A 17,620-nucleotide genomic window follows, 5' to 3' on the forward strand; every position below is an offset into this window, starting at 1 on the left:
TTAAGTTTGATGCGTCTATAAGACAAAGGAGATTTCTGTGAGTACTGAAATCATTCGAGTACCGGATATTGGTGGTGCGACTGATGTCGAGATTATCGAGATCAGTATTAAGGTTGGTGACATGATCGAAGTCGACCAATCTATTATTGTTTTAGAAACAGATAAGGCTTCCATGGATGTTCCATCTTCTATGGCTGGTAAAGTAAAAAGCATTTCTGTGAAAGAAGGCGATAAGGTTTCTGAAGGTGATGAACTTCTTGTTATAGAAGTTGAAGGTACAGAAACGACTACGCCTGAGTCAAAAGCAGAAGCATCTGCGCCGGTAAAATCTGCTGATAAGGCGACAACGGGATCTTCTTCTACTGAAGAGAAAGTGTCCGTGCCTGATATTGGTGGTGCAACGGATGTAGAAGTGATTGAAGTTTGCGTATCTGAAGGCGATATTGTCGAAGAGGGTGACTCTTTAATCGTATTAGAAACAGATAAGGCTTCTATGGATATCCCTTCTCCGTTTACGGGTAAGATAGGCAAAATTGCGATCAAAGTAGGTGATACTGTTTCTGAGGGTGCTGACATCCTTGTGATAACAACAGAATCCTCTGCTCCTGTTGCGTCTGAAGAAAAATCGGAAGCACCAAAAGCGTCAGCTCCAGCCTCAGCCGCGCCTGCTTCAGGTGGCGTTGAGTCTGTTAAAGTGCCTGATATTGGTGGTGCTGAAGGCGTTGAAGTTATCGAAGTTGCGGTAGCGGCTGGCGATAAGGTTAAAGAGGGCGACTCCATTATCGTTCTTGAAACTGACAAAGCGTCTATGGAAATCCCAGCTCCGAAATCTGGAACAGTCAAGTCCGTTTCCATTAAGGTCGGTGACAAGGTCTCTGAAGGTGATCTCGTTCTTGAACTTGAAGTAGAAGGTGGTTCTGCACCGGCTTCAGCTGCGCCAGTTGCTGAAAAAGCCGTTGAAAAAGCGACGCCAGCAGCGGCTGAAGAATCTAAAGTAAGCTCTGCAAAAGCGGCGCCTGCAGCGGATCAATCGGCTGTATTATCTGAGCCTTCGAAAAAGGTTCATGCGGGTCCTGCTGTCCGTATGCTTGCTCGTGAGCTTGGTGTTGATCTATCTCTTGTTCGCCCTACAGGTCCTCGTGGCCGCATTATAAAAGAAGATTTGCATGCTTATGTGAAAGCGGCTGTTCAGAAGGCTGTATCGGCTCCTGCTGCGGTTGCAACAGGTTCTGGTCTTCCTACTGTGCCTGATCAAGACTTTAGCAAGTTCGGCGATGTCGAAATTGTTAAGATGAGCAAGATCCAGCGTCTAACGGCTCAGAACATGGTTCGTAACGCGCTCGTTGTGCCTCAAGTGACTCAGTTCGACAAAGCGGATATTTCTGATCTTGAAGAGTTCCGTAAGGGCTTGAAAGGGGAAATGGAAAAACAAGGTGTTAAATTGACACCACTTCCATTCCTTATTAAAGCGGTAGCTCAGGCTATGGTGGCGAACCCTAGCTTCAATGTGTCGCTAATGGCTGACGGCGAAACATATGTTCAGAAGCATTATGTACACATTGGTATTGCGGTAGATTCACCAGCTGGTTTGGTTGTGCCTGTCTTGCGTGATGCAGATAAAAAATCGGTTGTGCAGATCGCTAAAGAGGCAAGTGAACTGATTAAGAAAGCGCTTGATAAGCAACTTAAACCTGCAGACATGCAAGGTGGTTGTTTTACTATTTCTAGTTTGGGTGCAATCGGTGGTACTGGCTTTACGCCTATCGTTAATTGTCCTGAAGTGGGTATTCTTGGCGTTTCTAAAGCGGATATTGAACCACGCTGGAATGGTAAAGAGTTTGAACCTCGTACCATGTTACCATTGTGCTTGTCTTATGATCACAGAGCCGTTAATGGTGGTGATGCGGGTCGGTTCATGACCTTCTTGAATTCACTGCTAAGCGATGTACGTCGTTTGTCTCTTTAATGAGGCGGCTTAATCTGTAGTAAGAGAATGAGTTACGGGTAAAGTTAATTCCGCTTTACTCGTAGTCATTATCTTCAAGTAAGTATAAAAAACCTCATTACCATTTGTTTGGTAATGAGGTTCTTTTTTGCCAATATCACCAGCATTACTCCTATGTACTTGTTTACTCTGAATTACCTCTCGTAAAGCCTTCTCTTAATTTGAAAAAACTATGAAATCGTCTTTTTATGGCTCATCAAGATGTAATCTGTGAGTCAGATAGCGTTAGATTGACTGGATCCTAGATATATTTTATCAATATTCAGCCTTTGCTTTTCGTTGTATTTTCTCTTACCGAGTGACGTGGTCTATTCGAGATGATCAATGAGTGAGATATGCCCAATGAGTTTGTTGTCCGATTTTATTTGAGTGCCAGACACTTGCTTAATCAAGTGCAATGTCAAGTATTGCAAGGCAATTTTTAAAAAAACAAAAAGTACTAGGTTAGAAACACTAATTTTATAATCATTGTTAGAGGAAATCAGCGATACTGTATCTAGAGTTAACGTTTTATTAGATAGTTTTTCGTTATATTGACCCAGTCGGGTAAAAAAACACCCGAAACAGTATCGTTTTGACCAATTTGAGCTAGATTAAGTATTGTAGAATGGCGCTATTAGGGGTGAAAGCGATTGGCCTTTTTTTTGCTACATAAAATCACTGTTCTTTTTTAATGAATTGCCAAGATTTTATTTTACTCCATTTGTGTCTTTTCCGAGGAGTGATACTAAAAAATACTTAACGTGTTGTATTTATAAAGGAATAAGAGGGATATATGAATATTATTGATAGTAATATCATAGGGAAATCTCAAGTTATAGTACAGATGAGGAACTCTATTAAAACAATGGCTCAGTACCGGCAACCGTTTTGATTACTGGTGAAACCGGTACTGGTAAGGAACTTGTTGCTAGAGGGTTGCATTATGGAGGTGGTTTGGCAAATAAACCCTTTATTGCCATCAATTGTTCTACATTTTCTGATGAGCTGTTTGCCAGTGAGTTATTTGGCTATAAGAAAGGAGCATTTACCGATGCGAAAAATGACAAAGAAGGGCTTCTTTCGTCAGTAAATGGCGGTACGATTTTTCTGGATGAAATAGATAGTCTATCTTTAAAGTCACAAGCGGCATTGCTGAGAGTGTTGCAAGAGTCAGAGTTTAGGCCGATTGGTTCAAATGAGGTATTAAAGACCAATGTTAGGTTTATCGCGGCCGCTAACTGTGATCTTGAACTTAAAATTGAACATCATGACTTTCGACAAGACCTGTATTTTAGGCTATTTATCTTGTCTATAAAGGTGCCTGCGTTGAGAGATCGCAAAGAAGATATTGCTTTACTAGTGGAACATTTTATTGAAAAACTTAATTCACAATATGGATTAAATAAGAAAGGGGCCAGTGATAGACTAATGAGTTGGTTTTACTCTCATTATTGGCCTGGTAACATTAGAGAATTGGAAAACAGTGTGCATCGTTATTATTTGCTTGCTAATGGAGAACTATTAGATACTTCTGAAACGCCAGAGGCTAATTTTGATTTTCCCCCTTCTGCTTTACCTCGATATATACATGATAAACCTAAGTATAATGGCTCCTACGAAAATAATATTATAAATGAATCTGATCTTAATAGTGATATTCAGGATTCAGATTTAATTTTCTCAAGTGCAAAACGTTTAGCAATTGAGAGATTTGAAGCGAAATTTGTATCTAGATTACTTGTTCTGACTAATGGCAATGTCACAAAGGCGGCGAGTTTATGTGGGAAAGAAAGAAGAGCCTTTGGAAAGCTAGTCAAAAAATATCATATAAAAAGTAATGAGATACACCTCTACTGATACTATGTTTTTTTAAGAGGCCGTGTTTTTTAACACGGCCTTTTTGTTTCTAAAGAAAGGTGGTGTTTTTTTATACCCACTTAATATGGGGTATTTATAACCCTGATGGGTGTTTAAATTATTTTTCACCACATTTGATTATAAATTTTTCTTTAAAATCAAAGGTTTGAAATTCATTTTGAGTTGGCACTTATTATGCTTTAAAGATAAATCACAAATGTAATGAGACGAATCTGATGAGCATAAGTTACTACTATCAAACAGATGTAGCTCGATTGATTAAGAATTATTTGAAGGAACATCCAAATAGTGAGGATACTGTTTTAGGTATTACCGATTGGTGGGTAAAGCAACAAAAAATAATGGATTCTATGGCTGCGGTAGATAATGCTTTAAAAATTTTAGAATTACAGGGTGAGGTAAGTTCGGTGACTCGAAATAACCAAACCTATTTCAGGTTAAACGATAAATAACTGACAGTAATTCAATTTATTCACTTGAAAGTTGGAGATTAAATTTTGGAAAGTAATCAGAAAAAATTATCCAGGGTGAGATCACCAAGAGTACACATCACATATGATGTCGAAATAGGTGATGCAATTGTTCGAAGGGAATTGCCTTTGATTGTTGGCGTGTTAGCTGATTTATCTGGCATGCCAGCGGTTTCGTTACCTCCGGTGAAAGAGCGAGTATTTGTCGAAATAGACCGCGACAACTTTAATGATGTGATGACCGGTAATGCTGTTCGCTTGGTTTATAAAGTTGATAACGTCTTTGACACAAGTGCTGGGCCGCTTAATCTTGAGTTGCTATTCAATAGCATAGATGCCTTTGAGCCTATCAATTTGGTGAAGCAAATAGATGTTACTAATAAGCGCTATGAATCAAGAAATCGAATACGAGATATGATGGCGAAACTGGATGGCAATGATCCTTTAGACGGCATTCTTGCGGAAGTATTGGCTGATGAGACGCTGCAAAAAGAACTTAAGGACCTCTTTGGTGCAGCTGAAAAATGGTCTACGGTGGTGCCAACAGACTTAGTCAATCGAATGTTGAAGCAAGGCCGCATGGCGTTAGATGAAAGCCAAATTCCTTATGCTTTAGAGCTTATTGGTGAATTTTCGGTCTCGATATTGGAGGGTGTTGCTGAATTGAACGGCCGATTCGCCAGTGATTTGATGGGAGATAAAATCGCTCAAATTGACAATCAATTGACCAATCAGATTAATTTGGTGATGCATTCTCCTGAGTTTCAAGCATTGGAGGCGACTTGGCGTGGTCTGCATTTCCTAGTTAAGAATACCGAGACTGGCACCTCTTTAAAGATTCGTCTCTTGAATATTTCTAAGCGTGATTTGCTTAAGGATTTGCAGAAAGCGGTGGAATTTGATCAAAGTGCTTTATTTAAAAAAATCTACGAAGAAGAATTTGGTACTTATGGTGGTGATCCTTTCTCTTTCCTCGTGGGCGATTACGAATTTGGTCGTCATCCAGAAGATATAGAGTTATTGGAAAAAATTTCTGGTGTTGCCTCATCCGCTCATGCTCCTTTTATTTCTTCTGCTTATGCAAAACTCTTTGATATGGAAGATTTTTTTACGCTTTCTCAACCAAGAGACTTAAGTAAGATTTTTGAGAGTGCTGAGTTAATAAAATGGCGTAGCTTCCGTAGTAGTGAAGACGCACGTTATGTGTCCTTAACCCTGCCTAAAGTATTATTACGGTTACCCTATGGCCCTGATACAGTGGTTGCGGAAGGCTTTGATTTTATTGAGGACGTGGATGGTTCGGATGCACATAAATACTTGTGGGGTAACCCAGCTTTTGTACTCGCTCAGCGAATTACCAATGCTTACTCAAAATTTGGTTGGTTAGCGGCTATTCGTGGTGTAGAGGGCGGTGGATTAGTCGAGGGGTTGCCGGCACATACATTCAAAACACCAGCAGGTGATATCAAGCTAACTTGTCCTACTCAAGTGTCGATTACTGATCGCCGTGAAAAAGAGCTGAACGATTTAGGCTTTATGGCGATTTTGCACTGTAAAGGCAGTGATAAAGCCGCATTTTTTGGAGGGCAGACAACTGGGCAACCTCAAAAATACAATACCGAGGCGGCGAATGCGAATGCGCGAATTTCTACTATGTTGCCTTATGTGTTGAATGCCTCTCGTTTTGCCCATTACATTAAGGTCATTATGCGCGACAAAGTGGGTAGTTTTACCACTAAAGAAGGCGTCTCTGATTATCTTAATAACTGGATTAGTAATTATGTATTAGTTGACGATAGTGCTCCGCAAGAAATGAAAGCGAGTTATCCGCTAAGGGAGTCTCGGATTGAAGTGACAGATGTGCCTGGTAAACCTGGAAGCTATCGTTCAATTGTATTTTTGCGCCCGCATTTTCAATTGGAGGAGTTAACGACGTCTATTCGATTAGTGGCGGAGTTACCTTAATGCTAGAAATGAATACATCAACCAATGAAGAGAGATAGGGATCATGGATTTAATACTATTGCAATTTGGCGTTCCCAATTTTAATGGAACCAATACCGATGCAACGGGGGTTGGCTCGCTCATAGATGGTGCTGCTGGCGAGGGCGATGGACCGGCATGGAGCGAATTAAAAGCGAATGCAGGTGGTGCACAATTTGATTGGACTAATTGCGTTGAGCTGGTGTCTATCAATCAAGGCATTAAACAACAGATTACAACGGATGTGAGTAATAATGCTCGAACATCGGGGCGTCCTATGATTACAGATTTTACTTGTGTGAAATATGTGGATCAGACCTCTCCTAAGATGTATGACTTTTGCCTGAGAGCAAAAACGCTTGATGTGGTTGGTGGTACACCGACGATTATCTGGGTACTACGAAACTCTGGAGATCAGTTTAATATTATTATGCGCTTTGAATTGCGTCTCGCATTGATTAGCGAAATTGACTTTCAATCTCATCCCAATGACATGCCTACCGAGCAGTTTAAGCTGAACTTTACGGAAATAGGTTGGCATCATCAGGTGCAAGGCGCCAATGTTGGTAATCAAGGCGGTTTCTCGGCAGCGGCTTGGAGTGTGGCTAAAAACCGTCCTATTGCAGCGCTATCAAGCTAGGGTAATGTCAAAAATGGCAAAAGCTTTTTTTGAAAAAATTACTCATGCTGGACAAGCAATCAGCACCCAAGAGTCTGTTATAAAAAACGTAGAATATATTTTAAATTTTGGCGGATTTTTAGATGCGGGTGTTGATGGCTATAGCCATCGTTCGATATCTACCATGGAAGGTATATATCGTAACGGATTGACTGCGGTAGTGGATCAGTCTTTGGATAATCAGGGACAAATTACTCAGTTTCAAAAGGACATTGTTCAAGTATTGAAAGTATTTGAACCGCGCATCAAAAAAATTTGGGTATTGAACATAGGTATTAGCAACCAGCGATCCCGTTGCCAGTTAAAAATAGAGCTAGAAAATGAGCATTTTGAACAAGGTTTTATTTTCGGGTGAAAAGTAAACAATAACGAAGGGGACTCCGTGTTTTTTAGCGGTGCATTTCTGATGAGTGCTGGACGTATTTTAGATACAGGATAAAAAGTTTATGTCTCAAAATTACCCCTTTTTTCAACAAGAAATGCGTTATCTACGCCAATCGGTAGAGTCCTTCAGCCATACTTACCCAGATGTTGCCGCAGAATTGAAATTGAGTGCTGGTCGTTCTGACGATCCGCATGTAGAACAATTGCTTCAGTCTTTTGCATTTATGACGGGTCGATTGCGGGCTGATTTAGAGCAACAGCGAGACCAGATACCAAATCAATTACTACATAGCCTTTACCCCAATTTGGTGCGCTCTTTACCGTGCATGGTGGTATTACAAGCGAACGTAGAGGCCGATGGTGCTAATTTTATCAATGGTTATTATTTTTATAAAGGTCGACAATTCATTGGCACGGCGTCACGTATAGGAAATAGTGGTCAAAAAGAAAAAGTGGAATGCCGGTTTGAAAATTGCTATCACACACAATTATGGCCATTGGATGTTATTAAAACAGAGATATTGCCAAAGAATTTATTTTCTGGATTAGACGAGCTAAATATCTCACCTGGACGCGATCTTCAATCGGTAATTTCATTAACTGTTTCTAATATAGGTACAGAGTCAATACAAGATTATCCCATTGAACATTTACGTTTTTATATTGCTGATATTGAGCAAAGAGCGAAAATTTTTAAACTATTAAATGATGATTTAATAGGCGTTGCTGTACGAGTCGGTGATAAAGTGACTCGATTGGACAGTGACACTTTCCCTTTATCGAAAGTATTGAAATGGCAAGGCTTTGATGATGATCAAAATGTCTTACCTGATGATGCTGGTAGTCAACGAGCTTATAGATTATTACAAGAATATTTTTCTTTTGTGGAAAAATTTTATTTTTTAGATATAGCCGAATTGCATCATAGTGGTGTACTTCGTCATGCACAGAACAGTTTTGAAATACTTTTTTTACTAGAACAATCTGCAAATGCAATTTATCTACACAAACGCTGCTTTAGGTTAAATTGCTTTCCTGCAATAAACCTATATGAAAAAACATTCAAACCTATTCAACTTCAGCATAATCAACATGAGTATCGCCTTTTAGCAGATGAAAGGCATTATTTACAAGGAGAAGTACACAGTATAACGGAAGTGAAAAGCATTTCTTTTAATGGGCGAAGTCAAGTGCTGAGTTCATGGTTAGGCCCCAATGGAAAAGGTAATGTTAATCAATACTATGTTACGCGGCTATCTGGATTATTAACACCAGGAGAGCGTGGATGTGACACTTTTTTATCCATCTACGATCCAGATTTTTCTCCCAGTCAACCCGTCGATCAGACTCTTATTGTTCAAGGACTTTGTAATAATAGACGTTTGCCTGAGGCGCTTCGTGAGGGACAGAACTTACAGTTAGTTGGCTCAGGTCCTATGTTGAACGCCTCTATTTTAGGCATACCTACTAAGTTTAAAGGTGCCAGTTTAGTAGGTAAAAACAATATAAAATTATTATCACAGTTGTCGCTTAACTTGGACGCCCTTGGTTCGGGCAATGAGCGTTTGGCGTTGTTAAAACAAATTCTACGTTTGTATTGTGATCCCTTGTCTCCATCCCATAATCGACAATTGGAAGGGTTAGTCAGTATGTCATCACAAATGGTGACAAGGCGAATTGGCGGTGATATGTGGCGTGGACATTGTCGGGGCAATCAAATCTCATTGGAAATAAATGAAGATTATTTTTCCGATGCTAACCCGTTATTGTTGGGTAGCGTACTGAGCTATTTTTTCGGTTTATATACAACACTGAATCATTTCGTACAGCTGCAATTGATTAGTGATCAACGCGAAGGAGTGTGGCATCAATGGCAACCACGCATTGGCGAAAAGGTTATTCTGTAGCTCAGCTTTATACCCAACCTGATGCTGGTTGGTCATTTCATCAGCTAGCGCATTTGCTACTTGGTATGAAGGTGGGTGAAGACGATGTACTAGAATCCCTGACAGCAAAAATTACGTTTGTGGGTTCCTTGCAACGTAGTCTTCCTCCAGGAGAAATACGAAAAGTGTTATTTTCTGAAGACATGATGGAGACAGCTTTATTAAAAGAGACAGTGAGACAAAAAGAAAAAAATAACAAAGCAGGCTCTACAAACTGGTTGAAAAGTAAGAAACACACAATTGAGTGTTCTTATTATAACTTGACTGGACTAGACGGACCGTTGGCTGAGCCATTTTCCGATATGATGCGTGAAGATAAATATTACGGGGAGGGGGCAATGGCCGCCTTTATAAATATTTTTAATAATCGTATTCACGCATTGCGTTATGTTATTCACGCTCAAACTAATTATACCCTCACTAATAGTAAAGCGAGTGAAAGTACTATAGGGGAGTTTTTATTGGCGTTAAGTGGTCATTACTATTCAACGCAGCGAAGTTTACACGGTCAGCATGACGATACTTTATTAGCGTTATCCGGTCATTTGGCGAACTGTCGCATGACACTGTCAACCGTTAGAAAACTGTTTGAAATTGTCTTGGCGTTGCCTGTGGTGAAGATGAATAGTTTGATTGGTCGTTGGCTTAGTGTGCAATCGACTGATCATTCTCGTCTCGGTAAAAAAAATCATCGTCTAGGTAGCGAAGCGGCTTTAGGAAAGAGAGTTTGGGACCAACAAGCCGTATTTGAGCTTGAATTAGGGCCGATGACTAGGCAGCGCATCAGTGAATTAGTTCCTGGTGGTATTTTTCATTATCAATTACGAGATCTATTGGCTTGGATTAGTGAAAGACGAGTGGATTGTTTGATTACATTTATTTGTTTGCCAGACAGTCAGGTAGAAAACAATGCTACTTTGCTGAGTACTCAATTAGGTGTTACGAATCGATTAGGTTACGGATCAGCACTAATCGCTCGGACTCAACGAGTGCAACGTATTCGTTTTTTAGTCGCTACGGTGTGTTAAATGTATACCATGAAGATTGCCTTTTATGGTGTGTTTTGGTTATCAATACTTTTTTTGTCGGGTTGTGAGACGGCTGCAAGCATTGGCAATAGTCTTGATAAAGGCATGGCGAAAGTTGTGCCTTTCTATCATTTTGATAAGACATTATTAGAGTCTGTCTACATACAGTCTTCTGTCGACAGTAATAATAATGTACCGGTTGCACTGGATATTGTATTCGTCTTTAACGATAAGGCGGCGGAAGTGTTGAGTGCGTTAAGCGGTCCAGATTGGTTCATAAATAAAAAAAGATTATTACTTCGTTATCAGAAAAAGTTAGTTGTCAGTGAACAGGAAGTGGTGCCATACACAGCAGAATACGTTTTGATTTTGCCAAAAAATTATTTTAATGCCGTTTCTGTTTATCTTTTCGCTAATTATCTTGACCAAGATGGTCAATACCAAGCAGACCTTACTCAATATAAGGTGCTGAAAATAACTTTAAACAGGCAAAATTATTTGCTTGAGGAACATAAACCATGAGCCAATTTGATAGTTTGCCTCTTTCTGTTTGTTGGCATGAAGGAATGTTGTTATCTCCCCAACATTTTCAGCAAAATCATATCTATTGGGAGAATCAATTGCAGAGCCTGATGCGAAATATTCCCTATCATTGGGGCATAATAAATATGGCTATTGACGAGGCAAGGTTATTAGAAGGCGTGGTTTATTTAAAAAAACTACGGGCTATTATGCCCGATGGTCTTCAAATAAATTATGACGTCACTGAGCACGCTCCTATTCAGATTGATTTAAAAAAAGACGTGCAGTTTGACGATCAGGTTGCATTAAAGATTCAGCTAACCGTACCTATTCGCGTATCTGGTAGCGCAAGTAGCAGCTCTGATATTCAGCGTTTTAATGTCGTCGACGGGGAACTGGCGAAAGACGACAATACAGGAGATGGGGAGACTGAGGTTTTACGATTGCAGCCCATCCTGTCATTGCAAGTAGCCAATCGAGTACGAGAGCAATATGTTGCTTTACCTCTTTTGGAAATCAGTAAAATTGATAGTGCACAATACCAAGTAACATCCTATTGCCCACCGATGTTACGTATAGAAGCCGACAATTTTATAGCCTATGAAGAAGCTCGAATGGAGCGCTTCCCCCTTCAACTTCGTTTACAAAATATGGCTTTTATGATTCGTAAAAAAGCACGACTCTTGGCTGGTTTTTCTGAAAATGGCGAAGAACTGTTGGGGAGCCGTGTTAGTGATCAACATCGATTGTGGATTCGCTCTATGGTTCAGCATTTAGCGGAGCTGGAATTGATAGTGGATAATGGTGTTAGTTCCCCTTGGATGGTGTATCAAGTATTAGCTCGGTTGATTGGTTCAATGTGCGAGTTGGATTCAAGTCGTATTCCTCCTAAATTACCACCTTATATACATTTAGATTGTGGTAGTGGGTTGGCATTTGCTATTCAGTATATCGAACAGCGACTGGAAGAAGTGAACTTACGTTACTCAAGTTTAGTCTTTGAAGAAAGCCAAGACGGCGTATTTTCCATTGCTTTTGATAAAGCATGGAGCCGAAATAAGTTACTTATTGAGTTAAAACCCCGCCAACAACAAACACAGTCCGATTTAGTCCAATGGATGACAGATTGTCGAATTGCGTCAGGAAAAATACACAAAGAGCTTTCTATAAAACGCCTTTTAGGCGCCAGTGTTGAGCGAACTGAATATGATGAGGCAACAGGTATTACCGCTTTGCCTGGACACGTATTATTTTATATTTCAGTTGACCCTTTGTATATAAAGTCCGGACAACCCTTAGTGGTGGCTTGTACCAATGGTAAGTTAAAGCCAATGCAACCGAAGCGCATTGTTTTGCATCTTCCTCATGATGTGAAAATGAAAGAGGGTGAATGACGATGGCCAGAACAGACTTCAATCTTGTTAATTTGATGAATCAGTTTTATCAGCAGATTGCTATGGTTAAGCGTTGGATTAATCATGATCAGTTGGCCTTAGAAGCAAAAAATCCTGAAACTTCAGGCTATGCCTAATGACGAAGAAATGGCGACCGCCATTAGTTTACACCTGAGCCAATGGCTGGGTGATAAGCGTTTGTATTGGCGAGATAAATTGACTGAAAGGCAGCAAGTGTTATTAGATCAAGCTTGTTTTGCTATGGTAGCCCTTGCTGATGAATTATTTATTATTGAATTAGATTGGACAGGGCGAGATTATTGGCAGCGGGTATTATTAGAGGAGCATTTTTATGATAGTTGCTCAGCTGGTGGTACCTTTTATAGGCATTTAAATACTCTTTTAGCCCATGGCAAATATGATCAACTTGAAGTACAGCTGTGTGCCGTATATTTGCTTGCGCTGCGGCTCGGCTTTGCTGGGCGTTATCGCGATAAAGAAGCCCATATTAGAAGTCTATCGCCATAAGTTATTTAAAATTATCACTCAACATCAACCTATAGCTGCTCAGTATATCCATGTTCAAGCTTATGAACATTGCATGGCGTCACAATATGAGCAGCGTCTCGCCCCATTATCGAATTGGTATCGTTGGACTGTTTACAGTATTAGCCTGTATTTTTTAATAGGCGCAGTGGTGTGGTTGTTATTGAATCAGGGGCTTGAAAAATGGCTACTGACCTAACTGGAATGATACGTTGGATAGAGCAATCTCTTTCAAAATTTGATCGTATTACTCTGCAAGTAGAGCGATTGTATCAAAGTCTTGTGGCGCGATTATCCCCTTTGATTGAGCAGCTTAAACCGATTTGGCAGGATCCTCTTTGGCAAATGATTGGCCTCATCTTATTAGTGATCATAGTCGTTGGGGTAGGATTATGGTTGATTAAAAAAGGCTCTAAATGGTTGCTGTTACTGACCAAGTCTTTGGTTCGGTTTATGTCATGGCTGGTTGATCTTTTTAGTATGCCAGTGCTCTGGTTGATTAAAAAATTTAGAGGAAAAGAAAAACCAAAAAATAAGAAGAAAAGTTATCGCCAGCTCGTTGGTATGGCTCAAATACGCCGCGCAGTGAATGCGATAGAGTATTTAACAACTCAACGAGAATGGCGCTATCAAGTAGAGTGGTCGCTTATAATTGGTCAGGAACAGAGCGGTAAAAGCCAATTAGTGCAATCTATTAAACAAGGTAAGCGAGCACAATTGTTACCAAGAGAGAAGCGCTTATTAACCGCGGCTAGTGGGTGGCATTTTTTTGACCATGGTGTGGTCATCGAATCTTCAATCGATACCTTGGATGATAACCTTGAGCAACTCAATTGGTATCGCCCAGAGCGTGCCCTTGATAAGATTATTTTATGTATTTCTGCAGAATCTCTACTGCATCCAGATGCGCCTGCAGCATTAGAAGAGCTTGGCGAACAGCTGTTTCAACAACTTTGGAAAACTCAAAAGAAGACGGGTTTTGTGCTGCCTGTTTATGTCTTTATCACGCAATGTGATCGCATTGAAGGCTTTCCAGCTTTCTGGAAAGCACAAGATGAAAAGGTTAAACAGCAGATGATCGGTTGGTCAAATCCGTATCGCCTAGAAACCGCATTTAATGTCGAGTGGATACACGAAGCGTTTACGCAATTATTGGCGTCTTTACAAATTACTCAGTTGCAAGTGGCATCCGGTGGTGAAGAAATAGCCGACATAGACAGGTTTATGCTCTACATACACCAATTTTCAGCTTTGCAGCAGCCGCTTACAAAAGTGATGGCGTCGACTTTTGTTCGTAGCAGCTTACAAGAGGCTTTACCCCTTAGAGGTATTTATTTTTGTGGGCAGCTAGACGATAAAACGGCCTTTATTGAAGATGTTTTTCAACAAAAAATCTTTGCAGAAAAACACCTTAGCTCCATATTAGAAAAACGTCGATTTTCTAATAATAAAGTGTTGCGACAATTTCAGATTGGGGTTTTAGCTACTGCATTGGTAATGTCTTTGCTGTTTGTGTTCGATGTTACTCGTGTCGTTCAATTTAATACTTTTAGTCAAGATAAACTCAAACAACTTCATTCTATGTTGGTAGATTGTAGTGCTCAAGGCGCCGATACTTTTAGGCTTATGCAAGGTTTGAGTGATGTTGGTGAGCGTTTGTTGACGATATCTATGCCGTTGTCCTGGTTGGACATGATTGAGGTAGAAAAACAGCAATTGGTAGCGCAGCATTTGCTCGAAAAAAACCTTTTTATTGCTCTGGAGTGCCGATTAAAGCAAAGAGCTGATGCTCTGCTGTTGGCAACACAAACCCCTTTGGCAGTGGGTAATTATCAGGCATTGTCTCAACAGCTAGAGGATTACCAGCAAAATTTAATTGAATTTGAAAATGAGCAAGCATCATTTGAAACGCTCGCAGGTCCATTAAAAAATAATCGCGGGTTAAGTACGGCATTAGCTAAGTTACTTAATTATCTGTATGACAACCCGGTACCCAATAGTATTAATTTTGCCAGTGACCTTATTGTTGGGGCGGTACGTCGAGCCGAGTACAGTCCTAGTTGGATGCGTAACGACGAATCCTTAGTAAGCCGTCAGCTTAGTACGCAATTTTTAGAAACGCTCACAGGCGAGCTACAAATTGCTTTATTGCAACATGCTGAAAATATTCCCCTAGCACCACTAGAAGCCTTCAATGCCCAGACTGTTTGGATGGCGAGAGATCGGCGTTTGCCTGCGTCTACGGTCATCCAAGATTATAAAAAGTTAAGGCAATGGACCGTCAAGACAAGCAATGATTGGCTTGCAAACTCGAACAGCACTAGTCCTTGTGGCCGCATTGCCGAACAAATGAATACATTACGCCAGGAATTGGTAGTGCATGGTTTTGACAGTCGTCAATTAGAGCAATTAGCCGAGCGCTTTTCGCCACAATCGTGTGATCAAATCGTGCGAGAAAGCTTTGCCGAGTTAAGTTTTGCTCCTTTTGGGGCGTTGTTTGAGTTTGGCCCCAAAGGGCTATTGATAAAAACACCTGAACTGCAAAAATTAGCCGAAAAGGTCGAGGCTATTACAGAGCTGTCGTTTGTAAAAGACAGCTATCCTCCGGTGATAGATTCATCAGAAGGTGTTGATCAATGGCAGCAAGCGCCTTTGCAACAACTGATCGATGTTTTAGTGAATTATCAACAATTCACTGATGAGCATGGAGACACTGCGTTATTTAACAGTGCCTTGGATGTGCGTTTACAACAAGTCACAGAGCGCTTATTAAGTGCAGCCATGATACGACCTGCCCAACGTATAAAAGCGCCAAAACCAGTCAATGATCTTATTGATTATCGTGAAAGAAGTGTCGCAGACGCCGTGAATAGTTTTAAGCAGGTTCAAGAGGCTCCTGTTACAAATTCAGATACTTCTTCAACAACTTGGTGATACCAGCAATGTTTTAAGGCTTAACCAACAAGTGCAGAAGTTCATTTTGCAGCAGCTGACTCAATTGGACAGGCTGGTGAGTGACTATCAACTCTATCAGCCTTTGCCTTTTCCTCAATGGCAAAAGCCAGATTTTGCTCAGGCAATGTTTAACATTCAGGATGATAAGCAGGCTGAACTTTATTTGACCAATCAGCAGCAAAAAATGAGCTATTTTGCGTTTAATTATGCTCAGCCATTATTGCAATACTTGCAAAACAGTGATACAGGGTTAAGCGATCCTAAAGTACAAATATGGATGGCTACTTTGCAAGATTTAGGGCGCTTTGAGCGTGGTGAGCCTAATAATCAGGTTGTCTTATTGAATGATCTGGTCACTCAAAAACTGGCCGATATTTCCAATAGCCAATGCCCACAGAGTGAATATTTTGATGCAACACACAGTTCTGGAAGTTGGTTTGCTAAACGTCGTGAACAAATAGAGCAGCAGGTTGGTTTGCATTGTAGCAGTGCCGATAAAAAAGCCCTAGTTGCACGCTATACATATTTAGCTGAACGCTTCAACCAAGAGGTTGCTGGTCGGTATCCATTTGCTGAGATACACCAAGCCGGTAACCAGGATTTGAACTCGAAAGCGTTGCAGGCGTTTCTCAAAGACTACCATGAAAAGTCAGAAAACCTCTTAGCGGATCTGGATAAACAAAACCAAAAAGACGGCAGTATTCCAGCGTCTTGGCGTGAATTTATCGAGCAGATGAATGTGGTCGATGATTTCTTCGCTCAAACTTGGCAAGCCAAGAATAAACAGTGGCAAGTTCACATGCAGGTCACTTTTGACGCCCAAGGTGATTTATTAAAGGCTTCAGAAGGCAGTAATCAGATTATTGAATGGGTCTTACAAAGTGGTCGAACACAGGCGCTTTTCCTAATGGCAATAACACTATCATTTGGTCACCGGCAGTCGCATGCAATTGGATTTGCGCTGGGCGACTGGCTCAGCCTATTTGCCCATTGGCTTACCCGGTATTCATTCTGATCCTACCCAATTGGGGACAGCAAAAGCATTAACCGCAAGTTTTGTCAGCCGAGGTCCATGGGGGTTGTTTGAGTGGCTGACGTTATACGCTAGCGATTCTGCCGAATTAGACAATGAGAGTATGTTGTCGTTTTACGTCCCTGATGGGGGTAAAAGGTGAGCGAGTGTATCTCGAAGAACCCGCGTATGTCAGTCGATCAAACTTATTGGTACAAGCGTTTGTTAGTGATGACAAAGGTGAGCAGCATGCCATTGTTTTACCGCGCCATTTTCCCACTCAGGCGCCAGGGTTAAATGATTAATAGTTAAATAACCAATGATCAAATACTGAATAGTGACAGGATTAAAATAGGAACCCATTATGAGATTCGAAGCGGCTACCCATTCCCCCGATGCCTACATGCAATTTCACATGGGCTATACGCTCACCCAATTAATGGCGCCAATAGGAGAGGAAAGGGTGGGTGCGTCGGTACGCCATAATGGTGTGTATTCTAGTATTAAAGAAGCCCGTAAGGCCGACGATCCGACTTTGCCGATGGGGGTTTGGACCTATGAATTTAAAACCGCCGACTGGTCGCAAGTTAAAAATATTGCTCTTAATGCCTTGGCTGAAAAAAGCAAAGATTTACAGCTAGGTATTTGGCTGTTTGAAGCGAATTTGCATTTAGAAGGTATAGGAGGCATCGCCCCAGCGGCTTTATTAATACAACAAATGTGCGAAATCTATTGGGCAGACATGCACCCAAAAATGCTAGATGGCGACTTGGAGTTTCGAACCAACCCTCTTAATTGGATTAACGACAAACTCACCCCATTATCAAAAGTTTAGC

Annotated in this window: 17 protein-coding genes; all 17 read left to right on the forward strand. The window is 40.8% G+C overall.

Annotated elements, in window-relative coordinates; all coding sequences use genetic code 11:
• Positions 1–37 precede the first annotated feature (37 nt).
• The 17 genes from aceF to ONZ52_RS05345 all read left to right on the forward strand — a co-directional run bounded on the left by aceF (position 38) and on the right by ONZ52_RS05345 (position 17,619).
• The gene (aceF, locus tag ONZ52_RS05265) at positions 38–1,966 is read left to right on the forward strand and encodes a dihydrolipoyllysine-residue acetyltransferase (protein ID WP_265217660.1); all 1,929 of its coding nucleotides are present in this window, start codon (positions 38–40) and stop codon (positions 1,964–1,966) included.
• Between the two features lie 909 nt (positions 1,967–2,875).
• Entirely contained in the window at positions 2,876–3,844 is a 969-nt protein-coding gene (locus tag ONZ52_RS05270; protein ID WP_265217661.1) for a sigma 54-interacting transcriptional regulator, read from the forward strand.
• A gap of 236 nt (positions 3,845–4,080) precedes the next feature.
• Positions 4,081–4,317 carry a hypothetical protein gene (locus ONZ52_RS05275; protein WP_265217662.1) on the forward strand — a complete coding sequence of 79 codons (237 nt, stop codon included), beginning with the start codon at positions 4,081–4,083 and terminating at the stop codon, positions 4,315–4,317.
• Positions 4,318–4,362: 45 nt separating this feature from the next.
• Positions 4,363–6,300, forward strand: a complete 1,938-nt coding sequence (tssC, locus tag ONZ52_RS05280; RefSeq protein ID WP_265217663.1) for a type VI secretion system contractile sheath large subunit — start codon at positions 4,363–4,365, stop codon at positions 6,298–6,300.
• Between the two features lie 43 nt (positions 6,301–6,343).
• Positions 6,344–6,958 (forward strand): type VI secretion system tube protein Hcp, encoded by a 615-nt coding sequence (locus ONZ52_RS05285; RefSeq protein WP_111607601.1) that lies wholly within the window; start codon positions 6,344–6,346, stop codon positions 6,956–6,958.
• Between the two features lie 4 nt (positions 6,959–6,962).
• The gene (locus ONZ52_RS05290; protein WP_265217664.1) at positions 6,963–7,352 is read left to right on the forward strand and encodes a hypothetical protein; all 390 of its coding nucleotides are present in this window, start codon (positions 6,963–6,965) and stop codon (positions 7,350–7,352) included.
• 91 nt (positions 7,353–7,443) lie between these two features.
• The gene (gene tssF, locus ONZ52_RS05295; protein ID WP_265217665.1) at positions 7,444–9,288 is read left to right on the forward strand and encodes a type VI secretion system baseplate subunit TssF; all 1,845 of its coding nucleotides are present in this window, start codon (positions 7,444–7,446) and stop codon (positions 9,286–9,288) included.
• On the forward strand, positions 9,252–10,355 hold the full coding sequence (locus tag ONZ52_RS05300; protein WP_265217666.1) for a type VI secretion system baseplate subunit TssG: 1,104 nt from the start codon (positions 9,252–9,254) through the stop codon (positions 10,353–10,355). The genes tssF and ONZ52_RS05300 overlap by 37 nt, the downstream gene beginning before the upstream one ends.
• Before the next feature lie 9 nt (positions 10,356–10,364).
• On the forward strand, positions 10,365–10,877 hold the full coding sequence (locus ONZ52_RS05305; protein WP_162623509.1) for a hypothetical protein: 513 nt from the start codon (positions 10,365–10,367) through the stop codon (positions 10,875–10,877).
• Positions 10,874–12,271: a type VI secretion system baseplate subunit TssK gene (gene tssK / locus ONZ52_RS05310; RefSeq protein WP_265217667.1), complete on the forward strand. Its 1,398-nt coding sequence runs from the start codon at positions 10,874–10,876 to the stop codon at positions 12,269–12,271. Before ONZ52_RS05305 ends, tssK begins: the two co-directional genes overlap by 4 nt.
• Positions 12,268–12,408 (forward strand): hypothetical protein, encoded by a 141-nt coding sequence (locus tag ONZ52_RS05315; RefSeq protein WP_265217669.1) that lies wholly within the window; start codon positions 12,268–12,270, stop codon positions 12,406–12,408. The genes tssK and ONZ52_RS05315 overlap by 4 nt, the downstream gene beginning before the upstream one ends.
• Complete coding sequence (locus ONZ52_RS05320; protein ID WP_265217670.1) at positions 12,401–12,799, forward strand: DotU family type IV/VI secretion system protein; 399 nt, start codon at positions 12,401–12,403, stop codon at positions 12,797–12,799. Before ONZ52_RS05315 ends, ONZ52_RS05320 begins: the two co-directional genes overlap by 8 nt.
• A gap of 73 nt (positions 12,800–12,872) precedes the next feature.
• On the forward strand, positions 12,873–13,016 hold the full coding sequence (locus ONZ52_RS05325) for a hypothetical protein (protein ID WP_265217671.1): 144 nt from the start codon (positions 12,873–12,875) through the stop codon (positions 13,014–13,016).
• Positions 13,001–15,751 (forward strand): type VI secretion system protein, encoded by a 2,751-nt coding sequence (locus ONZ52_RS05330; RefSeq protein WP_265217673.1) that lies wholly within the window; start codon positions 13,001–13,003, stop codon positions 15,749–15,751. Before ONZ52_RS05325 ends, ONZ52_RS05330 begins: the two co-directional genes overlap by 16 nt.
• 31 nt (positions 15,752–15,782) lie before the next feature.
• On the forward strand, positions 15,783–16,787 hold the full coding sequence (locus ONZ52_RS05335; RefSeq protein ID WP_265217675.1) for a hypothetical protein: 1,005 nt from the start codon (positions 15,783–15,785) through the stop codon (positions 16,785–16,787).
• 164 nt (positions 16,788–16,951) lie between these two features.
• The gene (locus tag ONZ52_RS05340) at positions 16,952–17,089 is read left to right on the forward strand and encodes a hypothetical protein (RefSeq protein WP_265217676.1); all 138 of its coding nucleotides are present in this window, start codon (positions 16,952–16,954) and stop codon (positions 17,087–17,089) included.
• Positions 17,090–17,148: 59 nt separating this feature from the next.
• Positions 17,149–17,619 (forward strand): type VI secretion system ImpA family N-terminal domain-containing protein, encoded by a 471-nt coding sequence (locus ONZ52_RS05345; RefSeq protein ID WP_265217677.1) that lies wholly within the window; start codon positions 17,149–17,151, stop codon positions 17,617–17,619.
• Position 17,620 lies beyond the last annotated feature (1 nt).

The organism is Marinomonas rhodophyticola (genome assembly GCF_026113935.1).
GTDB classification, from domain to species: Bacteria; Pseudomonadota; Gammaproteobacteria; order Pseudomonadales; family Marinomonadaceae; genus Marinomonas; species Marinomonas rhodophyticola.